The organism is Hymenobacter sedentarius (assembly GCF_001507645.1).
In the GTDB taxonomy this organism is placed as follows: Bacteria; Bacteroidota; Bacteroidia; order Cytophagales; family Hymenobacteraceae; genus Hymenobacter; species Hymenobacter sedentarius.
On the sequence record NZ_CP013909.1, the window covers coordinates 4,811,666 to 4,834,126 of the forward strand.

At 54.7% G+C, this 22,461-nt stretch carries 20 protein-coding genes and 1 pseudogene; 3 read left to right on the top strand and 18 right to left on the bottom strand.

Annotated features, from left to right (window positions below):
• Positions 1-257 precede the first annotated feature (257 nt).
• Positions 258-2,537 carry a sodium-translocating pyrophosphatase gene (locus AUC43_RS19650; RefSeq protein WP_082685232.1) on the bottom strand — a complete coding sequence of 760 codons (2,280 nt, stop codon included), beginning with the start codon at positions 2,535-2,537 and terminating at the stop codon, positions 258-260.
• Between the two features lie 73 nt (positions 2,538-2,610).
• Positions 2,611-3,525: a M20/M25/M40 family metallo-hydrolase gene (locus AUC43_RS19655; protein WP_068197802.1), complete on the bottom strand. Its 915-nt coding sequence runs from the start codon at positions 3,523-3,525 to the stop codon at positions 2,611-2,613.
• Between the two features lie 210 nt (positions 3,526-3,735).
• Between AUC43_RS19655 and AUC43_RS19660 the strand changes: the two genes are divergently transcribed.
• Both AUC43_RS19660 and AUC43_RS19665 read left to right on the top strand, forming a co-directional pair.
• Positions 3,736-4,893: a tetratricopeptide repeat protein gene (locus AUC43_RS19660; protein ID WP_233254063.1), complete on the top strand. Its 1,158-nt coding sequence runs from the start codon at positions 3,736-3,738 to the stop codon at positions 4,891-4,893.
• Positions 4,894-4,907: 14 nt separating this feature from the next.
• Complete coding sequence (locus tag AUC43_RS19665; protein WP_068197805.1) at positions 4,908-6,269, top strand: hypothetical protein; 1,362 nt, start codon at positions 4,908-4,910, stop codon at positions 6,267-6,269.
• Positions 6,270-6,325: 56 nt separating this feature from the next.
• Here AUC43_RS19665 and AUC43_RS21955 read toward each other — a convergent pair.
• The 3 genes and pseudogenes from AUC43_RS21955 to AUC43_RS21980 all read right to left on the bottom strand — a co-directional run.
• Positions 6,326-6,478: pseudogene (locus tag AUC43_RS21955) on the bottom strand (transposase); the annotation flags it as partial.
• Positions 6,479-6,570: 92 nt separating this feature from the next.
• On the bottom strand, positions 6,571-6,774 hold the full coding sequence (locus AUC43_RS21975; protein WP_157781187.1) for a hypothetical protein: 204 nt from the start codon (positions 6,772-6,774) through the stop codon (positions 6,571-6,573).
• Positions 6,775-6,840: 66 nt separating this feature from the next.
• Positions 6,841-7,107 (bottom strand): transposase, encoded by a 267-nt coding sequence (locus AUC43_RS21980; protein WP_071885989.1) that lies wholly within the window; start codon positions 7,105-7,107, stop codon positions 6,841-6,843.
• Between the two features lie 110 nt (positions 7,108-7,217).
• Between AUC43_RS21980 and AUC43_RS19670 the strand changes: the two genes are divergently transcribed.
• Positions 7,218-7,985: an IS5 family transposase gene (locus AUC43_RS19670; RefSeq protein WP_071885990.1), complete on the top strand. Its 768-nt coding sequence runs from the start codon at positions 7,218-7,220 to the stop codon at positions 7,983-7,985.
• 14 nt (positions 7,986-7,999) lie between these two features.
• Here the strand turns inward: AUC43_RS19670 and AUC43_RS19675 are convergent, their stop codons facing one another.
• The 13 genes from AUC43_RS19675 to AUC43_RS19735 form a co-directional block, all read right to left on the bottom strand.
• Complete coding sequence (locus AUC43_RS19675; protein WP_068197809.1) at positions 8,000-9,070, bottom strand: glycosyltransferase family 4 protein; 1,071 nt, start codon at positions 9,068-9,070, stop codon at positions 8,000-8,002.
• 9 nt (positions 9,071-9,079) lie between these two features.
• Positions 9,080-10,222 carry a dTDP-4-amino-4,6-dideoxygalactose transaminase gene (gene rffA, locus AUC43_RS19680; protein WP_068197813.1) on the bottom strand — a complete coding sequence of 381 codons (1,143 nt, stop codon included), beginning with the start codon at positions 10,220-10,222 and terminating at the stop codon, positions 9,080-9,082.
• Positions 10,223-10,295: 73 nt separating this feature from the next.
• Positions 10,296-11,246 (bottom strand): glycosyltransferase family 2 protein, encoded by a 951-nt coding sequence (locus AUC43_RS19685; protein WP_068197816.1) that lies wholly within the window; start codon positions 11,244-11,246, stop codon positions 10,296-10,298.
• 48 nt (positions 11,247-11,294) lie between these two features.
• The gene (locus AUC43_RS19690) at positions 11,295-12,530 is read right to left on the bottom strand and encodes a glycosyltransferase (protein ID WP_068197818.1); all 1,236 of its coding nucleotides are present in this window, start codon (positions 12,528-12,530) and stop codon (positions 11,295-11,297) included.
• Between the two features lie 66 nt (positions 12,531-12,596).
• A complete protein-coding gene (locus AUC43_RS19695) occupies positions 12,597-13,508 on the bottom strand; it encodes a glycosyltransferase family 2 protein (RefSeq protein WP_068197820.1) in 912 nt (303 codons plus the stop codon).
• Positions 13,509-13,782: 274 nt separating this feature from the next.
• Positions 13,783-15,180, bottom strand: coding sequence for a lipopolysaccharide biosynthesis protein (locus tag AUC43_RS19700; RefSeq protein WP_068197824.1), 1,398 nt, complete (start codon positions 15,178-15,180; stop codon positions 13,783-13,785).
• A gap of 38 nt (positions 15,181-15,218) precedes the next feature.
• Positions 15,219-16,370, bottom strand: coding sequence for a glycosyltransferase family 61 protein (locus tag AUC43_RS19705; protein ID WP_082685235.1), 1,152 nt, complete (start codon positions 16,368-16,370; stop codon positions 15,219-15,221).
• Between the two features lie 83 nt (positions 16,371-16,453).
• Positions 16,454-17,578, bottom strand: coding sequence for a GDP-mannose 4,6-dehydratase (gene gmd, locus AUC43_RS19710; protein WP_068197830.1), 1,125 nt, complete (start codon positions 17,576-17,578; stop codon positions 16,454-16,456).
• Between the two features lie 45 nt (positions 17,579-17,623).
• Complete coding sequence (locus AUC43_RS19715) at positions 17,624-18,607, bottom strand: glycosyltransferase family A protein (RefSeq protein ID WP_157781188.1); 984 nt, start codon at positions 18,605-18,607, stop codon at positions 17,624-17,626.
• Positions 18,608-18,644: 37 nt separating this feature from the next.
• Positions 18,645-19,430 carry a methionyl-tRNA formyltransferase gene (locus AUC43_RS19720; protein WP_068197836.1) on the bottom strand — a complete coding sequence of 262 codons (786 nt, stop codon included), beginning with the start codon at positions 19,428-19,430 and terminating at the stop codon, positions 18,645-18,647.
• Between the two features lie 34 nt (positions 19,431-19,464).
• Positions 19,465-20,391 carry an NAD-dependent epimerase/dehydratase family protein gene (locus AUC43_RS19725; RefSeq protein ID WP_071885991.1) on the bottom strand — a complete coding sequence of 309 codons (927 nt, stop codon included), beginning with the start codon at positions 20,389-20,391 and terminating at the stop codon, positions 19,465-19,467.
• Between the two features lie 75 nt (positions 20,392-20,466).
• Entirely contained in the window at positions 20,467-21,453 is a 987-nt protein-coding gene (locus AUC43_RS19730; RefSeq protein WP_068197840.1) for a glycosyltransferase family A protein, read from the bottom strand.
• A gap of 297 nt (positions 21,454-21,750) precedes the next feature.
• Positions 21,751-22,461: a formyltransferase family protein gene (locus tag AUC43_RS19735; protein ID WP_068197843.1), complete on the bottom strand. Its 711-nt coding sequence runs from the start codon at positions 22,459-22,461 to the stop codon at positions 21,751-21,753.

Sequence of the window (22,461 nt, forward strand, 5' to 3'; positions counted from 1 at the left end):
CTGAACCACGGATTCGCTTAGCCAGCCCAATTTTCACGGATTGCATGCAGCGCACTGTTGGCCTATAGAAAGCAGTAGTCAACCTCTTTGCCTTCATTTTTACGAAGTAAACGAGCCGCAACTCATCCATGCAACCAGTGCTAGCCAACGCGCCTGAGCACGAAATGGCCCAATAAAAAGGCCACTCCGGGGAGCAGCCTTTTTATTGGGTCATCAGAACTGGCTCAACTCAAAAAATGGAGCTGGCACTGTCTCGTTTATCGTACCTCGCGCAGAGCGGTATAAATCACTCGAACCGCAGCCGGAGCCAAAGTCTCAGCATACCGCACGTGCGGCAGGACGGCGGTTTCGATGCGCTCCCCTTCGAGCTTGATGGGGGCCATGCCCCGCTCGCCGCCTTTCTCAGCAATGTGAGGAGCAATAACCAGGGACACAATGCTCATCAGCTTGATGAGGATGTTCATGCTCGGGCCGGAAGTATCCTTAAACGGGTCGCCCACGGTATCACCGGTCACGGAGGCTTTGTGCGCGTCCGAACCTTTGTACTGCATCACGCCGTTCACCAACACCCCTTTTTCGAAAGACTTCTTGGCGTTATCCCAGGCGCCACCGGCGTTGCTCTGGAACATGGCCATCAGCACGCCGCTCACCGTCACGCCGGCCAGCAGCCCACCCAGCACCTCGGCCGAAGAAGCATTCGAAAACAGGCCCCGGCATCCGAAGCCCACGATTATAGGAGTGAGCAGCGCAATGGCACCCGGCAAAATCATCTCCCGAATGGCCGCCTGCGTGCTGATGGCGACGCACTTCTCGTACTCCGGCCGGCCCGTGCCTTCCATGATGCCCGGAATCTCGCGGAACTGGCGGCGCACTTCCTGCACCATGGCCATAGCCGCACGCCCCACCGCCGCAATGGCCAGGGACGAGAAAATGAACGGAATCATTGCCCCAATGAACACGCCAGCCAAAATAGGAGCCTTGCTGATGTCAATGGACGTGATATTGGCCGTGCCCATAAAGGCTGCGAACAACGCCAGCGAAGTAAGCGCTGCCGAAGCAATAGCAAAGCCCTTGCCCGTGGCGGCAGTCGTGTTGCCCACCGCATCGAGAATGTCGGTACGCTCACGCACCTCCTTGGGCAGCTCGCACATTTCGGCGATACCACCGGCGTTGTCGGCAATCGGACCAAAGGCATCAATCGCCAGCTGCATGGCCGTAGTGGCCATCATGCCGGCAGCAGCAATAGCTACCCCGTAGAGCCCCGCCGCTTCGTAGCTCAGCACAATGCCCGCGGCCAGCACCAAAATGGGTAGCACCGTGCTCTCCATGCCGACAGCTAACCCGCCGATAACGGTGGTTGCGTGGCCCGTGCTGCTTTGCTGCACAATGCTATTCACGGGGCGCTTGCCCATGGCGGTGTAGTACTCCGTAATAATGCTCATCAAGGTGCCCACCACCAAGCCGACCAACACGGCATAGAAAACGTGCATAGCATCGAAGCTGATGCCGCGGATGGTGAAACTACCCTGGGGCAGAATCCACATAATCAAAAAGTAGGAAGCCACCGCCGAAACGATAACGGAGATATAGTTTCCGGTATTGAGGGCGCTTTGTACGTTGCCACCCTCCTTTACTCGCACGCAAAGGATACCGATGAGCGAGGCAATGATGCCCATGCCCGCAATCGCCATCGGCAGGAAAATTGGCGAGAGGCCACCGAAGTTATCAATCATACGGTCAGCCCCTTGCGTCGCCATTTCGCGGCCCAGCACCATGGTAGCCAGGATAGTAGCCACATAAGAGCCAAACAAGTCGGCGCCCATACCGGCTACGTCGCCCACGTTGTCGCCCACGTTATCGGCGATAGTGGCCGGGTTGCGCGGGTCGTCCTCCGGAATGCCGGCTTCTACCTTGCCCACTAGGTCAGCGCCCACGTCGGCTGCTTTGGTGTAGATGCCGCCCCCCACGCGGGCAAACAGCGCGATGCTTTCGGCGCCCAGCGAGAAGCCCGTGAGCACCTCCAACGCCTTTTCCATTTCCTGACCGTTGGCCAAGCCGCTGGGCACAAACATCTTGTAAAACACAATAAACAAGGAGCCCAATCCCAGCACGGCCAGACCGGCCACGCCCATGCCCATCACCGAACCGCCGGAGAACGACACGTTCAGCGCGGTGCTCAGGCTCGTCTTAGCCGCCTGCGCGGTCCGCACGTTGGCCTTGGTGGCAATTTTCATCCCAATGAAGCCCGCCAAGGCCGAGAATACGCCCCCAATAAGGAAAGCAATAACGATGACGGGACTAGAGTTGCCGCTGGTAGTACCTAGATAAAACAGGAATGCCCCGGCAATCAACCCAAACAGGGCCAGCACTTTGTATTCCGCTTTCAGAAAGGCAATGGCCCCATCGGCAATGTAGCCAGCGATGGTGGTCATGCGCGCATCGCCAGCGTCTTGCTTGGCCACCCAGCCCGCACGGAGCCAAGTGTACAGCAGCGCAAAAATGCCCAAGGCGGGCACAGCGTAAAGGTATGGGGTCATAAAGGGCGAAAATGGGTGAAATGGAGAAAGAATTAAACTGGGCAGGAAGGGTGGCAAAGGTATACGCAGAGCCTTACAATTCCTGCATCAAAACTTGGTAAAGCGCTAGCATACTGGCAATGTCGCGCTTGTCGACTAGTTCGTCGGGCGAATGCACATGGTCTTCGGGTGCGCCCACAAAGCACCAGTCCCAGGGGGCGGCGGCGTGCTGCAGTTCCTTCGCATCGGAACCACCGCTGCCTTCTACCTCCAATTGGTGCGGGACACCAGAACGGGCAGCAATAGCACGGATGCGGTCAACATAAGCCCGACGGGGAATAAGCGAGTCGCGCAGCGAAATGGCGCACCCCTGGCCGACATGCACGCCTTCCGTCACCCACGTAATATCGGAAATGAGTGCCTGGCGCACCCCGTAATTCTCGTAGATGAACTTAGCCAAGTAGGCCACCGAGCCCCCGCCGTGTTCTTCCCAGCAAGAAAAAGCCACGATGCCATGTTCAAGTGTCTCACATAGCCGCAGGGCATTCCAGACACCCAAGCGGTTATCAAGATAGCAGCTTTGAACAGTGGTTTCGGTTTCACGAAAATCGCAGTAGAAAGTAAGTTCCGTACCACGGTCAATATCGCGGTGGAACGCGTAGCCCAATTCACCCGTTTGCTCGTCTATGGTCAGTGTGCAATCTATTTCCCCTTGCGAGTCGTGCCCCACCAAACGGTAGCCAGCTTCGGCTTGGGGCCCGCCAATGCGCACCAATTGTCGGCCGTAGCGTACCGTGAAACCAATACTATCAAGGTGGGCAAACACGGCCGTGCGCGGCTGGCCAAATACCAGCAGGATACAGTCCTGAAACCGGTCGTCGGCAATGATAATGGGTTGGTGTTGCCAGGCAGCCTGTGTTTGCCGCACGTAGTCGAGTACGAAACGCGTCATGGCTGCCTCGTTGCCGGCAGGTGCCGGAACACGACAAAGGGAGTGCAAGAGTTGCATAAGCAAAGCGGATTACTCCCAAAGCTAGGCCAAAGTCCGTACTTTAGCAGGCCCGTTTACGCCGCCCAAATTTTGGCTGGCGTGCGGTTCGGGTCTGCTATCGAAATTCTACCTATGCTGCGTTCGCTTTTTTGTATCTGCTTGGGGCTGCTATATGTGCCGCTGCTAGGCCACGCCCAGAGGCCCGATACAATGCGCACCCCTCCTGCCATGAAAACGGTGGCGCTCGACACCGTTGGGATATTGCCGTCGGCCATCGATACCAAAGGTTGGCTGCTTCTGGACAAGGATATCCAACTTGAGCTGGACGGTGCCGTCCAGAATATCTACAATTTCAAGTATGACCGGGCGGAAAAACAATTCCGTTCGTTGCGCCGTCGCTACCCTAATCACCCCATGCCGTATTTTCTGCTGGGGCTGAACACGTGGTGGAAAATCATGCCCACGACCTTCCAGTCGACGCAGTATGACAAGGCCTTCTTTGCCTACATGGATACTGCTGCTACTAAAGGCCAGAAGCTCTTTGATGCTGATAACAATAATTACGAAGCGAGCTTCTTTCTTTCTGCTTCCTACGGTTTTAGCGCCCGTTTGCACGGCGAGCGCCACGACTGGCGTAAGGCCACAGTAAATTCCCGTCGCTCATTAAATTATCTAAAGAAGAGCCAGGAAGCCAATGGCCTGAGCCCAGAGTTTCAGTTTGGCCAGGCCTTATTCAATTACTACGCGGTGTGGATTGGCGAAAACTACCCACTACTGAAACCCGTGCTCCTGTTCTTCCCTAAAGGCGACAAGAGACTGGGTATGCAACAATTGCGCAGCGTAGCTGCCAATGGCTTTTACACCGGCACAGAAGCACGTGTTTACCTAATGCGTATCCTCAAAAACGAGGAAAACAACGCTGAAGAAGCATTACCTGTTGCACGAAGCCTAGCCACCACCTTTCCCGACAACGGATACTTTCAACGCTTCTACGCCCTCCTTGCCTACGACCAAGGTGAGTTCTCCGATTGTGAGCGTGTGAGCCGCGAAATCCTTGATAAAATAAATAAGGGTATGCCTGGCTACGAGGGGATCAGCGGGCGCTACGCCAGTTACTTCCTGGGCTACTTGATGCAAAATCGCTACCGAGACATTGCTAAAGCTAAAGACTACTACCAGCGATGCATCGTGTTCGCAGAAAGCACTGGTGACACTTCGGGTGGCTTCTACTTGTTCTCAAACATGAACTTGGCCCGCCTAGCTGTCAAAGAAAGAGACCCAGCCGCTGCGAAACGCTACTATGCGATAGTAGTTGATAAGGCCGAGCGTAAATCGGAGCAGTACAAGGAAGCCAAAGCTTGGTTGAAGAAGAACTCGAAGGCATAAGTTTTCCTTAAACTATGGAAGTCTCTGATTTATTTCTTGCCCCCATCTATTTGATGGCATTGTATCTGGTTGCTTATATGGTACGGCCATCTGTAACTAACTACTTCACGAAGCCTTTCTTTTTTCCTGCCCTTACGCTTAAGTTCGTGGGCGCAGTAGGACTTGGTCTGATTTATCAGTTTTATTACGGTGGAGGCGATACGTTTAACTATTTTTATCACACAAAGGTCATCCATTCGGCTTTCGACCAATCCTTTTCCACAGGTTGGAAATTGCTAATAGATAACGGTGGCGACAATGACCAAACAACTGCTCAATACGTGGGACAAATGTTCTGGCACCAAGCCGGTTCATCAGAATTTTTGCTTTCTAGAGTAGCTGCTTTTTTAGGGCTCTTTTGTTTTAATAACTACACGGTCATCGCCCTATTATTTGCTAGCATTAGTTTTAGTGGGATGTGGGCCATGTACATGACCTTTGCCAAAATTAGGCCTCAAATTTACAAACAGTTGGCTTGGGCCGTATTCTACGTGCCTTCGCTATTTTTTTGGGGCTCTGGCTTGTTGAAGGATTCGCTTTGTATAGGCGCATTAGGTTGGCTTTATTATGCGCTATATAAGGGGGCTATTCAAAGACGGGCTATCGTGTATTGCGCACTGATTGGTGGGTTTGCTGCCTATACACTGTTCAACGTTAAGGTATACATTCTGTTATGCTTCCTGCCCGCGGCGCTGCTGTGGGTGTTCAACGAAACCAATGCCCGCATTAAAAACCAAGCATTACGTCTAGTTGCCAAGCCCTTGTTCCTGACACTAGGTGCTGGATTGGCTTTTTATGCTGCCACAAACCTTACAAAAGGGGACGATAAGTATGATGTGGATAAAATCGGCGAACGCAGCAAAATCACGGCTGACTACTTGTACGAACAGAGTGTCAAGCAAGAGGGATCCGGCTACTACCTCGGTGAACTCGATGGCAGCATTGGCAGCATGGTCAAACTTGCGCCCCAAGCCATTGCAACTTCGCTTTACCGACCGTTCCTGTGGGAAGCACATAACCCAGTCATGTTTTTATCGTCTCTTGAGGCTGGTTTCTTTCTGTTTTTTACACTTCGTATTTTTTGGCGAACGGGTATCGGACGTACTTTAAGCATCATTAGTCAGACACCTGTTCTATTACTATGCTTCGTTTTTGCGCTGGTATTTGCGGCTTCAGTAGGAATAACTAGTGCCAATTTTGGCACCTTAGTGCGATATAAAATCCCTATGATACCGTTTTATCTTGCGGGTTTATACATTCTAGAAAGCATGGCTGCACAGCCCATTCAAAAGGGCCGCCAAACAATGTCCCAGCCCCATCGGCCTCAGTTGGTATAGCATCAGAGGGTGATCGATCTGTTTTGCTTAGCACGAGGTTTAAGAAGCTGTTTGAGTTAGCAGAATTTAAGCACTCGCCTGATGTTGGCTAAGCAAATCCAGCCATTGGCGTGGTGTAAGCGGCGGTCGTATTCCTTTGACAATCTACGATTCGCGCTCAGCCAGGCAAACGTTCGTTCGACAATCCAGCGCCAAGCATGAATGAAGAAGTTCGTTTTTTTTTACCAGCACGTGCGCCGGTTTCTCGACGCGAATGCCGTAGCGGCCGGCTAGATGCGCCCGAAGCACGCCGTTAAACGAGCTATCGACGAAAACGACCTGCACCTGGCCCAACTAGTCGTGGGTAGCGGCCACCTCGTCCCAGAACGCAATGGCGGCCGGGCCACACGCGGCTGGCCAGCACGTGGCCCAGCGCATCGGTCAGCACCAAGCGCTTGCGGCCCTTGATGAGCTTGCCGGCGTCGAAGCCCACGGTCTGCCCCGTGGCCGTGGCCGCGTTCTTCACGCTTTGCGTGTCGAGGATGACGGCCGTGGGGCAGGCTTTTTTCGGCCCGTTCCCGGCTGCTCACGTTCAGACACGTGCTGACCCGTTGCCAGGTGCCATCGCTTCCCACTTGGCAAAATACCAGTACACCGTGCCCCAGGGCGGTAAATCCCCTGGCAAATCCCGCCACACACACCCGTTTTTGAGTACGTACAAAATAGCGTTTATCACCTTTACCAGCGGCCACTTGCCTCGGCGGCGAACCACCAGCAACGGCTCCAATTGCTGCCAGTCCCGCGCTGGCAAATTCGTACTGTACCGCTTCCGTGCGGCCTCTTCTCCAACTTCTTTCAATCCACTAAATTAACTCAAACAGCTTCTTAGAGCGTGTTGGGGATTTTAGCAGGGCAAAAAGAAACGAGTCAGTAAGTTGCGAGGGGAGTTCCTAGGCTCCGCTTCGCATTATGGTTGACGGCTATCAACTCCTTACTGACCCGCAGTGGCAAGTTATGGCCCCGCTGCTGCCCCTGCAACGCAAACGCCGCCTGTGCCTGCGGCAAGTAATTGACGCCGTGCGCTACATCTGCCGCACGGGTTGTCAATGGAGCAGTTTGCCGGCCGGTTTCCCGGCCTGGACGGCGGTCTACTACTATTTTCGGCGCTGGCAGCAAAACCAGACCTGGGTCCGGCTCAACGAGGCGGTGAACCGGGCCGACCGCCTGGCCGCCGACCGGGCCGCCACCCCCTCGCTCGTGTGCGTGGACAGCCAAAGCGTCAAGCTGGCGCCGCGCATTTTCGAGCACCGGGGCACGGACGGCGGCAAACGGGTGAACGGGCGTAAACGTCAGCTGGTCACTGACGTGGAGGGCCACATCTTCGCCTGCCGCGTCCACGCGGCCAACGGCCACGACGGGGCGCAGGCCCAGGCGCTGCTGGCCACCGGCCTGAGCTGGGGCGGGCGCTTGCAAACGGTGGTCACCGACAAGGGCTACCGGGGCCGCTTCGCGCGCCACCTGCGCGCCTGCGGATGGGCGCACCAGCTGGGCAGCCGCCCGCCTTCGGCCCGCGGCTTTGTGCCGGTCGCCAAACGCTGGGTCGTGGAGCGCACCTTCGCCTGGCTCAACTACTTCCGTCGGCTGGCAATCGACTACGAATTCACGCCCGCCAGCCACGAAACCGGGTTGCTGATTGCCAACTCAACCATGTGCCTCAATAGGCTACACCCCAACTAATTCCCCAACACGCTCTAAGAGAATAGCGAGAGGAAATTGCGGGTATTGCTTTGCACCGAATAGCGTTGCTCGATGGTGGAACGCGCCATCTGACCAAATTGCTGACGCAAGCCTGTATCAGCCAACAGTTGCCTTAAGCTAGACTCCCAGTGAATAGGCATAGCACACACGAAGCCGTTGTGTCCGTGCTCTACCACCTCGGAGTTCATCCCCACTGGTGACACCAGCGCCGGAATGCCTAATGCCATGTATTGCAACGCTTTAAAGGCACACTTGCCTTTTGCCCAAAGGTCGTCCTCCAATGGCATCAAGCCCACATGAAAACCTAGCAGGTCGGCAATTTCAGTGTCTTTGCGCCAAGGCAAGTACACAAGGGAGCGTAAAGGCAGCTTTGGAGGCTGATTCGAGATAACCCTAAATTCAAAGTCCAGTCCCTCGGCTTCCAGCTTGGACAGCACCGGCACAACTTGGTCGAGGTACTTGAGGGTGGAATGCGTGCCAGTCCAGCCAATGACCAAGCGCCCCGGGGCGGCTTGATCTCGCACCCGATTGTGTAGGCGCACAGTATCGATGGTTGTTGGATTAATCACAGTGCTGGAACTATACTGCTGAGCATACTCGGCCAAGTAAGCATTGCCGCAGCTATTCTTGTAAGCCCAGCGGCAAATGTCAGCCACTTTATGGTGCCACTTTACGCCTGCGGCAATCTTGTTGGCTTCGGAAGTATTTGCAAGCCATATGGCGTCATCGAAGTCATAAATAATCTTCTTTCGCAACACGTTTGCAATGAGCCACTCAAATACGGGTGGGCCAATAGGCGCAGCTTCGCGGTGCACAAACACAAAATCGTAGGATGGCACTGTAAATAATAACTTCAACCTCCGCATAAATCCGCTTAGAATACCCACTGCTTTGGCCGCCGCCCGGCCGGGCTTGTAGAGAATATCCCATGTGGCCACCGACAGAAAAGGCGCCAAGTGGTAATGAAAGCCGTGGGCCGTTAGCTCGTCGAGGTATTGCTCGAAACGAAAACGCTGCGATGGCGCCCGACCGGCTGGGTAAGGAACGAGAAATAAAATGCGCACAGGTAGCTATTAATAGGTATAGGTCTGGTAAAAGCCCAGCACCGCTTCGGTGACGCGACGCTGGGCAGTCTCGCTCAGTTCATAGAACAAGGGCAAGCGTAGGAGGCAGTCGGCGTAGTGGTCGGCCCAGGGCAGGGCTCGGCCGTCGTGCCGAGTTGCGTAATATGGGCTGGTGTGCAGAGCCAGGTAGTGGAACACGGCCAGAATTTGGCGCGCGCCCAAGTATGCAATCAGCGCATCGCGCTCTGTGCGACTGCGGCACACCAGGTAGAACAGGTGGCCGTTGTTTGTAGCGTATGCCGGCAGCACGGGCAGACCTACGCCCAGAGTCTGCAACGATTCTAAGGCTGCGTAATAGCGCATCCAAAGGGCCGTACGCTGCTGCTGAATGTCGGCCAGGTTTTCGATTTGAGCCCAGAGATAAGCCGCAGTGAGTTCTGATGGTAAAAACGACGAGCCTACATCTACCCAGTTATATTCAGTTGCTTCGCCCCTAAAGAAAGCTGACCGTGTGGTACCCTTCTCCCGAATAATTTCAGACCTACTTGCAAAACTCAAATCATTGATAGCCAACATACCGCCTTCACCCGCAATAATATTCTTGGTTTCATGAAATGAAAAGGCCGCCAGCGTACCCAGTGTGCCCAGCCGCTGACCATTGAAGAAGCTATCAATGGCGTGCGCGGCGTCTTCAACTACTGCAAGGCCATGGTATTCGGCCGTGGCCAGGATGGTGGCCATGTCGCAGGCAATGCCGGCATAATGCACTGGCACGATGGCACGGGTGCGCGGCGTTACCAGCGCGGCCAGACTGGCGGCATCCAAATTAGGGTTGGTGGCGGAGCTGTCGGCGAATACTATTTTCGCACCCCGCAAGATAAAAGCGTTGGCCGTGCTCACGAATGTGTACGCCGGAACTATGACCTCGTCGCCGGGTCCAATATTGAGCAATAGGGCCGCCATTTCCAGCGCATCGGTACACGAGGTAGTCAGCAGCGCCTTGCCAAAGCCCCAATCCCGCTCGAAATACGTTTGCGCCCGCTGCGTAAATTGTCCATCGCCGGAAATTTTGCCCGAGCGCACCGCTTGTTCGATATAACGGGTTTCGTTGCCGGAAAAGTAGGGTTTATTAAAAGGAATCGGGACGCTCATGGGTACCGCAAAGGTACGTTCTGGCCACGAACTGGGCCACCGGAAAGTCAAGCCAGCTCCCATCCCAGGCGTGTCATTCCGGCTGGGGCAACCCGTGACTATCTGTATTCGCATCCACAATATAAAGCGGACGGTTTTTCACTTGCTCAAATGTTTTGCCGATGTAAAGCCCCACCATGCCCAGCACCGACAGCAGCAGGCCCGAAAAAAACCAGATGGAAATAATCAGACTGGTATAGCCGGGCTGGTCAATCTGGCCGGCCCAATAGCGCACCAAGGTGATGGGCACCAGCAGAAAGGCACCAGTTGAGAGCAATAAGCCCATTTTCACAGTCAGACGCAAGGGTTTGTCGGAATACGCCAGCAAAATATCAAGGCCCAGCTGTAGGCGCTGGCTGAGCCCGTAGCTGCTGCGGCCCGCGACGCGACCAGCGTGTAGCACCGTTAGGTAGCCAGTGCGAAAGCCCACCCAGCGCACCATGGTGGGAAAGTAGCGGACGCTCTCGCGCATGGCCAGCACGGCCTCAATAACTTTGCGGTGGTAGATGCCGAAATTTGCCACTGCCGGGTCTTGTCGCGCTTCGGTGAGGTAGGACAGCAGGCGATAGAACAGCCGCGACAGCAGTTTTTTGCGCCATGAGTCCTGTCGGTCAGCGCGCAGGGCCAAAACCAGGTCGTACCCGCGTTGCGTTTCGGCAAACAAGGCTGGAATCTCCTCTGGCCGGTCTTGCAGGTCGCAGTCGAGCACCACCACCCATTCGCCCCGGCACTGGTCAAGGCCGGCCGTAATGGCGCGGTGCTGGCCAAAGTTGCGGCTCAGGCGCAGTCCGTACACCCGCGGGTCGCGCGCAGCCTCAGCCTGAATGCGCGCCCATGCCCCATCAGGACTGCGGTCATCGACTAGAATAATCTCATAATTCTCGGTGAGTGTACCCACGCTGGCCTGGATGCGCCGCACCAGAATTTTCACCAAATCCTCGGCTTGGTATACCGGACTTATAATGGAAAAAAGCGGACTAGGCATTAACACCACGCAACAAAAAGAAGGCACTGCCGCCGGAACGCGGCTAAATTACATTAAACTGGCGCTACGAACCTTTGCCCCTAACGGAAGCAAGGTGGCATAGGCCTCGCGGGCACGGTTGAGGCTGCGGTAGCGCACGGCCAGCTCGTGGATGCGGGCACGGTAGTTGGGCTGGTGCATCAGGGCGTCGAGGCGGGCCAGAGCGGCTGGCACACTACCAGGTTTGCTCAAGTCAAACACGGCGCCGCCGTTTTCCGCTTCTACAATAGCTGAATCGTCGCCCACGCCGGGTGTTACCAGCACAGGTAGACCACTGGCCCAATATTCGCCGATTTTAATGGCCGAGCAATAAAGCCGACAGGGCGCGGGCCGGATGGGCGAAAATGCAAAATCTGCTGCCGATAAATAATCCGGTACTTCGGCGTGCGGAGCCTTGGTTACAAAGGCACAGTCAGGACCCAGGCCCACGTTAGACAGCTTGCGGCGCACGTCGGCTTCAGCATTGGGGGTCAAGACAATGAGCCGAAAATTGGACCCGAAATGGTTAGCCGCTGCGCGGAACAAAGCAAATGATTCTTCGTCGTAGTAAATGTCGCCAAATTTGCCTACGTAGACGCCCACCACTGCTTCCAATGCTGTATAGCCCAAGCGCTGGCGTACGCGCTTTCCAGCAGCGGCATCGAAAGCAAAAGCGGCGGCATCGACCGAGCACGGAACCGTAATAATGCGGCCGGCCGGCACCCCCTCGCGGATAAGCTGTTGCCGGTAGTTTTCGGCCACCGGCATTAGGCCCAGGGCCAACTTTTTCTGGCGCTTTTCCCAGTGGCGCTGGAACAGGTAGCGTGGGTCGTAGGCGCGCCACACGCTCGATTCACGCATATAGTCGGCGTGCGGCTCGAACGACTCGACATAAAAAGGAAGCCTGGTTTTTTGCCACACCAGGTAAGCCAGCGCGCCGGCAGGAGCACCCCGCGCGAGGATGAAGTCAGGATTGAATTCTTCTGCCTGCCGAATTATCTCTCGCGGGAACCGGGTAAAATCCTCAATCTTGTTGAGGATAACGTAGCGGCTGAGCCGAGAGCGCAGGGGTTCGAAGGTGATTTTATCGGCTGCAAAACCCGGGCTGAAGGCTAGCGCGCCTTGGGCATCAGGGCCGCGCTCGATGGTGACGAGGCGCACGGCCGCCACATCGGCGCGCTCCTGCAGGAGCCGCAAGTGCGGAAAAACGGTGGAAGTCGTCAGGCCATCATGCAGCCCCCAATAGCTTAAAAACAATATGCGCATAGTAGCATTAACATAGCGGGTGTAAGAAGTAATTGGTGAGGGCGAACGGTAGGTTCCGCAACGGCTTTAGGCCCGTTGCATTTTCAGCCAACCCACGGCTGCTGGGCCCACGGCGCACCGCACCAACAATACGGCAGCTTGGCGTGGCGGCAAATGCGGCACGGCATGACTAGCGTAGCGCAACGATTCGGCGCGGTGGCCCGCGGCGTAGGCGTGGATGGCACAGAGGTAGTATACCCGTCCCGTGAGCGTTCGGCGCTGAGGCGGGGTGAGCACCACGCGCCGCCGCATCCACTCTAGGGCCAGCTGGAGGCGCCGCACCAGAGCCGCATTATCCGACCGCATGGAACGGGCGTCGTGGTCGTTCATGGTAAGCGTCACGGCATCGATTAGATACACCCGGTCGTGCTGCATGTTTTCGAGGATGAACATCCAGTCTTCCACCGCCGCGTAGCGGCGGTCTTCCTCGAATAGGTGCAAGCCCGGATTCAGACGCCGTACGCAGATGTTGCAAGCCAAGGCATTGCCGCGCACGAAGGTATCCAACCCGTACCAGCCCTCGGCTAGGGCAGCGGTGTCGCTGGGGGCTCGTATACCGTTGCGGTCAAAGTCGTACTTGGTAGCGATGAAATTCGGGTGTTCCAACTCCTCAATCTTGCGGTGTAGCGTGGCCAGATGCCCGGCATGAAACAAGTCATCGGAATCGAGAAACAGTACGTATTGCCCTTTCGCACGAACAAACCCGTAATTGCGTGCTACCCCTCGCTCGGCGTTTTCTTTGGGATAATAGCACAGCCGCGGATCAGCGTATTGAGCCACCACCTCGGCCGTATTGTCTTGGCTACCGTCGTCCACTACCAGTATTTCCAAAGCTTCATAAGTTTGGGCTAGTACAGAGTCGAGGGTTGCACCAATGAATGTGGCCCTGTTGTACGTTGGAATTACAATGGAGAAAAATGGGGAGACGAATTCACTCATAGAATAAAAGTAAGATGGTCTCAAAAGTGTTCCGGAAAGGCATTGTCAGCACTATTATACCTTTCCAGGTTGCCCATTCGCTGGGCTTATCGCCAAGAAAACATATTGGTTCCGAAACATCCGCCACCGCGCCGACGACGGTATACTTCTTGATGGCAGGGCAGGCAATGCTCTGTCATACCCAACTCCAGCGTAGGCAATGATTTCACCACCATTTTCACTGGGTCCAGGAGCAAACCAGAATATTTCTGTTGTTTATTTTTTAACGCAGTGTTTATTTCAATAACAACCCTGCGCTTACCCGAATAAATTTCAAAACCATAAGCGTAGAGCCCACAATAATGATGGTTCGCAGGGCGATTCGCCACACCGGCAGATGTAACAGCGATAGCACTTGCAAATCAATAAGGAAAGTAGCCAGCAAGCTACCCAAGCCGAACAAGAGCAACGCCAAATTCAGGTCCTTCATCACTAAGCCAATACCTAAGCCCAAGCCCCTCGCCACTAGCAATGCAATGTTGCTCCAGAGGATGTAACGTTGCTTTTCCATCACGGTATAGATGGGCGATGTTGCCTGTGACATCAGCTTGAACACGTAATAATAGCCAAGGTAACCGGTATAGACGCCGGCCATTTCCCAACGTGCCCCAAACACCAATTTGAAGAGTACATCGCCGTAAACCGTAATAACCCCGAACGGTATCAGGCCCAGATACAGCAGCTTGTAGTAAAGACTAAGCGTCATCATAGGCAGGCGCTCGGGCTCGGTCTGCTGCGTCTCCGCTGCCTTTTGCCAGAATACCGGCAGAATGGCGTTGCCAATCAGGTTGATAGGGATTTCAAGCAATCCAACCGAAAATGAATACAAACCGACCGGCGTCGACCCAAAGCCCGAGCTGAGAGCATAGATGGGCAATTGCGTCGATAGAACGTTGATGAAGCTGGCAGGAAGAAAATATAAAGGGAATTTTTTATACTCAACTGCCACACTCCAGATATTAGACCAAGCGAAGGTGCGCCACAGGATGACGAACGTGGACCGAATGCTACCCGTAGCCAAGCTAATGGTGCTTGTAAGGCGGTTGAAGAACTCCCCAAACAGCAGGCCAGCCACATGCCCGCCCGCCCACCAGCCATAAGCAATGGTAGAACCTCGTCCTACCAAGGCCGTGGACACCTCCACACTGGTGCGCTTTAGAAACTGTTTGTCGCGCATATACCAACTGCTCATGATGCTGTTGAGATTAAACAGCAGCAAAAGCACAGGCAAGGTGTAAAACAGGTTTCCCAAGGGCTCGGCATTAAGCAGGTGTAGTACCTGCCTCCCCCCCACTAGCATTGCGCATGTGATAAGCAGGCACATTGCAAACGTGAGAAAAACGGTGAGCTGCACCAAGGCCATAAACCGCTCTTGGGTTTTAGGCAGCAAAAATGCAGCCGTATAAGTCAAGGTGGTAACCATGCTCAGATTACTGGTCAGTGAGCTAAATACGGCAAATTGCCCATAGGCTGCCGGCATGTAAATGCGCGACATCACCGGCGATAGAAGGAAGCCAATGGCCGTGACGGCTGCTGACCCTGACAGCGTAACGGCAAAGTTTTGAGCAAATGACCCTTTTTGCAGCAAAGGCCGCAAACTCTGTTGCACAAATAGCTGGAGGCGTTGCTTCAAGATAAAATATAGTTTTACAAAAAAAAAAAAAAAAAAAGCTACTGTTCAACGCAGAGTGGACGGACTACCTGTTCTACCAGCATGGGATCGGCCAACATATCGGCATATCCACGCTCTACTTCCATCGGCGAGCTCTGCGCAGATGGCACCAGCGAGTAATACACCCCTATACTATTAGCCATTGATAAATAGCTGGGGTTAATATATGTGTGGCTCATTATTTCGATGGCATTTGAACCAGGGGTCATAAACAAGATATTAGTCATGTTGGCCCCGTGAATGCCGATGAAAACAGCCGCCTCATACATTGTCCGGACTTGTTCCACAAACGTCATGTCCTCGAAATACACGGTTTCAAAACCATAACGCGCCAATACCCCTACAATTTCTTCTTCGTTAGTAAGCTGCCGCCACTTTTGGCGGCAACGCGAAACGTATATCCGGCGCGTAGCTCGCTTGAATGGGTCGAGGCTGGCAGCTAGGCTGCCTAGCACCGCCTCCCGCACTTCCCGCATCAGTTCGGGCACCATATAGCCGTGCCGTCCAGGGCGTACCGCTAGCCACAAATCGCGCACCTCTGCCAGCTCTCCTGGCATAAGGGTATGGGTATGCCGAAAGCCTAAGGCGCTTACCGTTTGCACAATGTAGTCGGAGGAATTGAGACCCGGTAGCAGAACAATACATTCGGGCTGCACCTTGCGCAGCAAGGCCAACCGGGGCAGTTCTTCGGCTATCCAGTGGAAATAGTTGCCCGACCAGCTATCAAATGCCAGCCCGACCGGCCCAGTAGCCAAAGTTAGCACCTTGCGGCTGCGAAATTGACGGAGTAGGAAGGTGCCGGCTAGCTCAAACTCCATCCACGGCTGGGGCAGGCTGGGCAAAAATACCCGTAGGCCCTTCACCACGGACCCGTGCCACGCTACGCGGGCATCGCGCAGCCGGTATACCACTTGGCGAAGGTTGGGCTGGATTTCGGCAAAGACCTTAGCAAAACCGTCTAGGAAAACCTGCGGAACCATTTCCACATTGATCGGTTGGGGCGCCTTGGCATTTAAGGGAGCTGGTGCCACTTCAATCTCTTCGGCCGCCAGCGGCGCACTTACAAACTTTGTTAAGCGACTTAGATTTCGGTCGATTACTTTTTTGGTGCGTTGCCAAAAAGTGGGAGGCCGTAGCGGCGCAGTAGCCATGGCGCAAGAGTCTAATTGCCCAAACCATCCGGCTTTGCAACCGGATGGCGAAGGGTGATGAAAGAAGCTAGAAAACAGCCCGTTTATTGGTGTTGCTCGTGCTGCCAGGACACCTTGTGTCCGCCTTTCAATAAGTAAGCGTCGCGCTTAAATAGGTCCACATCGGCCTCCATCATATCCTTCACCAAGGCCGGCAGGTCGTATTTCGGCTCCCAGTTCAATTTGACCTTGCACTTGGTGGGGTCGCCGATTAACAGTTCCACTTCGGTGGGCCGGAAGTAAGCAGGGTCTACGCGGCATACCACAGTACCAATAGGCACTTGGTATTCGCGGTTCGAACAGGAAACCACCCGCGCGGTTTCGTTTACGCCTTCGCCTTCAAAAGCCAGTTCCACTCCTACCTCGCCAAAGGCAAGGCGCACAAAGTCGCGTACGGTGGTCGTCACGCCGGTGGCAATTACAAAATCCTCGGGCTCGTCCTGCTGCAGAATGCGCCACATGGCCTCTACGTAGTCTTTGGCATGGCCCCAGTCGCGCTTAGCGTCTAGGTTGCCCAGCGCAATGTCGTGGCGCATACCCAATACTATCTGGGCCACCCCGCGGGTGATTTTGCGGGTAACAAACGTTTCGCCGCGCAAAGGGCTTTCGTGGTTGAATAGAATGCCGTTGCACGCAAACATGCCATAGGCCTCGCGATAGTTGACTGTAATCCAGTAACCATATAGCTTAGCCACCGCATAGGGCGAGCGGGGGTAGAAGGGTGTGGTTTCACGCTGGGGCACTTCCTGCACCAGCCCGTACAGCTCGGATGTGCTGGCCTGGTAAATCTTGGTTTTCTTAGTAAGGCCCAGCAGGCGCACGGCTTCCAGAATGCGAAGGGTACCCACACCGTCTACATCCGCCACGTACTCAGGTGCATCGAAGGAAACCTTCACGTGAGACATGGCACCGAGGTTGTAAATCTCGTCTGGCTGCACTTCCTGAATGATGCGAATCAGATTAGTGGAGTCCGACAAGTCGCCATAGTGGTTGGTCAGGCGCGGGTTCTTATTGCCTTCCTCATCATTAATGAGGTGGTCAATGCGGTCGGTATTGAACAGGGAAGACCGGCGTTTTATGCCGTGAACGTCGTAACCTTTTTCGAGCAGAAACTCGGTGAGGTAAGCACCGTCTTGGCCGGTGATGCCAGTGATGAGCGCAACTTTCATATAAAAATTAAAATGTTCAGTAAAATGCAGTAGGGAAGCCACCTGCTAAGCAGACGTCGGAGGCATTACCTTGCTTACTTCCTGCGGCTTGTAAATAAATTCTGTTTTGCGCAAATGATTTTGGGCTGCCATGAAATCGTCGCACACCCTGTATACTGCCGACAATAGGTCTTCACCTTCGTGGGGTACGTACCCGGTCGCAAACACCTCCGGATTCTGAAATTGAGCCCAGCCCATGCGGTCGAAAACAGCCCGCTTAGCAGGGCGAATTGGGCGTTTGACTGCTTCAATGGTATCACGCAGAAGCTCCACCGGATTACGGCGCTTATGCTTCACGAAGAAGCTGCGCACATGATTATACTCTTCCTCTCGCATTTTAGGAGGCATACGGTTGAAATTGCCATTTGGGTTGTCAACGTGCATGCTCAAAAGTCCTGTGCACCAAGCAATGTTGGCCTTGACGGTAGAAATGCGGTAGGTGTACTCCAAATCAACAAATACCACGCCGGTATAGTACAACCCAACAATTGGGAGCGAGGAGCGACGAACCAGAAGGGGCAGGCCTATCATCCAGAATGGCTCCTTAAGCTCGTACCAGCGCATAAAGTCAATAGCTGGGTCTTCTTTTACCCGGGCAAACGTCAGGTCATGGTCCTGGATAGTCGCGTTGTAACCCATTACTACATCCACATCTGGGTGTTCGTGCATGAAATCAGCCGCTGCTCGTATAATTGGGTAGTTAAAGGCGTCGTCATCCGTAATCATCTTAAGCACCTCACCCTTAGCCATGAGCATGCACTTATTATTGCCGTGTGATTCACCTTTGTCGCGCTCGGACACAAACTGTTGAATTTTTCCGGCCTCGAACAACTCACTGAGGTATTCAGAAGTACCGTCGTTGCTGCCGCCGTCGGCCACCACAATTTCCTCATCGGGAAGCCGGGCTTCCACTAGGCGGGTCAGCACTTGCCGTAGGTATGGCAACTTGTTGTATGTTGTTACTAAATAGGAAATGCGGTATTTTGACACGAGACAAGAAAGGAAAAAATGAGCGAATGGACCGCCACTACGCGGGGTTGGTGGGCTGCGCCACAATGTCGAAGCGCCGGTCGCCAATCTGTACCCAGGGTTTAGAGATGGGTTCGAAGGTGGTGGCCCGGATGAAACGCTCTATTTTTTCCTGTTCCCAATCCAGCTGCACGCGCAATCCGTTGGGTTCCTCAAATTTATAATAAGCCCCACTTCCTTTCTGTGGGCGGCGCGGCAGCGGCTCCTGGCGCACAAAGTACTCCAAGGTACGCTCGAAGGCCTGCGTACCCACATCCACGCAGCGCATGTATAGGCTACGGGCAGTGTCGGTGGACAGCACGGGCAGCCAGTCTTCAAAAATGATATCGCCGGTGTCCACGCCTTCGTCAATGTAGTGCGTGGTAACGCAGGTTTTTTCTTCGCCGTTCAGAATGATGTGCGTCACCACGAAGCGACCTTGGTACTGCGGGAGGTGGCCGTAGTGAAAGTTGATGATTTCCATCCCCGGCAAATTGACCATCGCCTTGGGGATAATCCGGTCGCAAAACACGTTCAGGATGGTATCGATTTGCTTTTCCTGAAACAGCGCCACCACCTCGGGGACTTTTAGTGAGGGCACGTCGAACACCTCAAACCCCAGCCGCCGGGCTTCGGCCAGCACGGAGGGGTTCCAGTCGGAGCCCACCGTGCCGTCTTGGCGCAGGCCCATCGCAAAGTGCACGTTAAAGTGGGACCGGTAGCGGGCCAACACTTCCAGGCAGCGGTAGCCCAGCGCCCGGCCGCCCATGTACACCAAGTTGCGTTTGTGAGAGGTGTTGGTCATGATTCTGTTCGAAAATTAAAATCTTCTAAACTTATTAAATTACTTTTTGGTAGTACTGAATTGTCGTTTCAATACCTTTTTCGAACTCGGTAAACTCAAACGAGGGGAAAACCTCACGAAAGTGCTTATCGTCCATCACCTTTTTGAGAGCACCATCCGGCTTGGTATGGTCGTAGCGCACCGTGCCAGTATAGCCCAACGTGTGCCGGATTAGGTCGGCAAGGGCACGGATACTCAGGCCGGTGTTCTGCGCCACGTTGAGGGGCCGTTCGAGACCGGGGTGGGCAGGGTTCCGGGCTATTTCGAGCATGATGCGGGCCAGGTCGGGAGCAAATATCCACTCCCGGATAGCGGCACCGGTGCCCCACACCCCTACCTCCGGCTGGCCGGTGCGCTGGGCAGTCAGAAAACGGGAAATGAGGGCGTCGAGGGCGGCGGTCTGGTTGGGGTCGGTGGAGTCGTGCGGGCCGTACATGTTCGGCACCAGCAGCGATACGCTGCGAATGCCGTGGCTGATGGCAAAGCTTTCGCCGGCTGCCCACGCCAGACGGCGCGTGGAAGCAAAGGGCAGCACCGTGCGGTGCACTGGCCCGTCCTGCCAGGCCTCGTCGTGAAATATTTCGGCCGAAGCGGGGTACACACAGTTGGCCAGGGGGTGCACGATGACAGCCTGTGGACACACCTCTGCCATGGCTTCGTACACGGCCAGCACCAGGCGCGAGTTATCCAGCATCACGGCTGCGGCGTTTTCCGTCACGTAGTTGAAGCTACCCACGTGGGCAGCGCAGTGCAGAATCACATCGGGCTGGGTGTCGCGCAGAAATGCGGTGGCTTGGGCGGGGTCGCGCAGGTCCACGCCCGTGCGGCGCGAAGCTCCCGCAAACGCCACGCCGTTGCGTACCAGTTCGTCGGCGACGTTCTGGCCCAAGAAACCGGTTTGACCCAATAAGGCTATTTTCATGAGAACAGAATACGAGGGTTTGGGTACTAATGCACACGAGCAGCTCACCTAGGGCTGGCCTGCCGTCCCTTTGAATTATTTAGTGGCGAGGGCCTTGCCCAATTCTTGTTTTTTAAATATAAACTCCGTAGTCTGTCGGGCGTTGTAGTCGGCCATGAATCGGTCACACACTCGGAACGCGGCCTCTAGCGGTTCCTCGCCCGGGGTGGGCACGTAGCCGGTGGGCAGTTGCGGAGGGCCCTGGTACTGCGGCTTTTTCAAGGCGTTGAAAACGGCACGCTTGAGGGGGCGAACGGGCTTTTTAAGAGCGTCGAGCCAGCCCGATTTATGCCGTACGTAGTTCAGAAAGCTGTGGCCGATGCGCTTATCATAAAAGAATCGCATCCGGTCTGCTTCGTGCTGACTAGTTTGCCGGCCCATCACCCGGAAATTACTCTGCGGGTTTTCGATGCGTATGCTCAGCACCGCCGAACTCCAAGCCAAGTTCACGTTCAGGCTGGTAATGCGGTAGGTAAATTCGGTATCCATCTGCACCACTCCGGTGTTAAAAAGTCCGGTGAGCGCTAAAGAGGTACGCCGGATAATCATGGGCAGGCCAATCATCCATACTGCTTCTCCGTGGTGAAACCAACGCTTAAAATTATCGGCCACGTCTTCGTAGAGGGAAAGCCGGTTAGGGTCTTCCAGAAAAAGGAGACCGGTGTAGCCCATCATTACGTCCACGTCTGGGTGCTGGTGCATGAACCCGGCCGCCTCCCTAATGGCGCCGTAGTCAAAGGCGTCATCGTCTGTGATAATTTTGACCACCTCGCCCCGGGCCCGGAGCATGCACTTGTTGAAGCCGTGCGACTCGCCTTTGTCGCGCTCCGAAACGAACTGTTGGATATGACCGGCTTCGTACAGGCTGCGGAGGTATTCGGGAGTGCCATCCTTGCTGCCGCCGTCGGCCACCACGATTTCTTCGTTTGGTAAGCGAGCGGCCACCAAGCGGTCCAACACCTGACGCAGGTAAGGCAGCTTGTTGTATGTCGTTACAACGTAAGAAATGCCATATTCACTCATATTCTTTATTATTAAGTTGGCACAGGAGACGCCAAAGCAAAGCTACTACCGCGGCATCTTACGAATTTTTACGCTGAGGCGTGGGGCAAGCTTTTACCATTTGCGCCACTAATAAAATCTTTACCGTGGGGCCCGTCCGGCAATCTACCGTAAGCCCTGGTGTACCCGTAGCCCCGCGTTTACCTGGACTAGAAACCCAGCCGTGGCTGACTTGATAAGCAAGCCTGCTTTGCCGGCCCGACCAGTACGCAAAGGCACCGTTGCGTTGAGGGCCCCGGCCGGCCGGGCCGTCGCTTGTCACGACTGTGTCGGCAAGCCCGAGGCCAGATGGTCCCGATAAGCTAGCTGAATTTCGAGCACGGTGGCATCTTGCTGAATTTCAAAAGGCATCCGGGGAGCGAGGGTTGCCAGTGAATGGTTCTGCGGAGTTTTATGCTCGATGTAGTATTCGGGGTCTTGGAAAAATTTTACGATAACTGCTTTGGCTAGTTGGGCCTGTTGGTCAAACAGCGAGCTAAACGTGTCATTATCATGGATATTAACCGTATCTTCCTGCAATAAAATCGCGCCTTCGTCCAGAGCTTCAACCAACTCATGCATCGTTACGCCCACCTTTTTCTCGCCTTGGGCAACGGCATTCTCCAAGGGTTTTATGCCGCGGTAGCGGGGCAGCAGCGAAGGATGTACGTTCAGCGGCAGCCGGGGAAAAGCCAGTACGTTTGGCTTAAAGATGCGGTCGTAGCAGCAGGAAACAATGAAATCTATCCGCTCATTCGATAAGATATCGGCTGCGAAAATCTTCAACGGCGCTAATGCTTTATCAGAATTGAACACGGGTAGTCCTTCACGCACCGCACGGTCGTGTACCAGATTCAGGAAAGGATTGGGAGTTAATTTGTCCCACTTCGTATACACCTTTACTATTTCAACATTTTCGCACGCAAGAAGCCCTTCCAGTCCGCTTAAGCCTAGGCCCCAGTTTCCGAAAAACAATACCCGGTAAGTCAT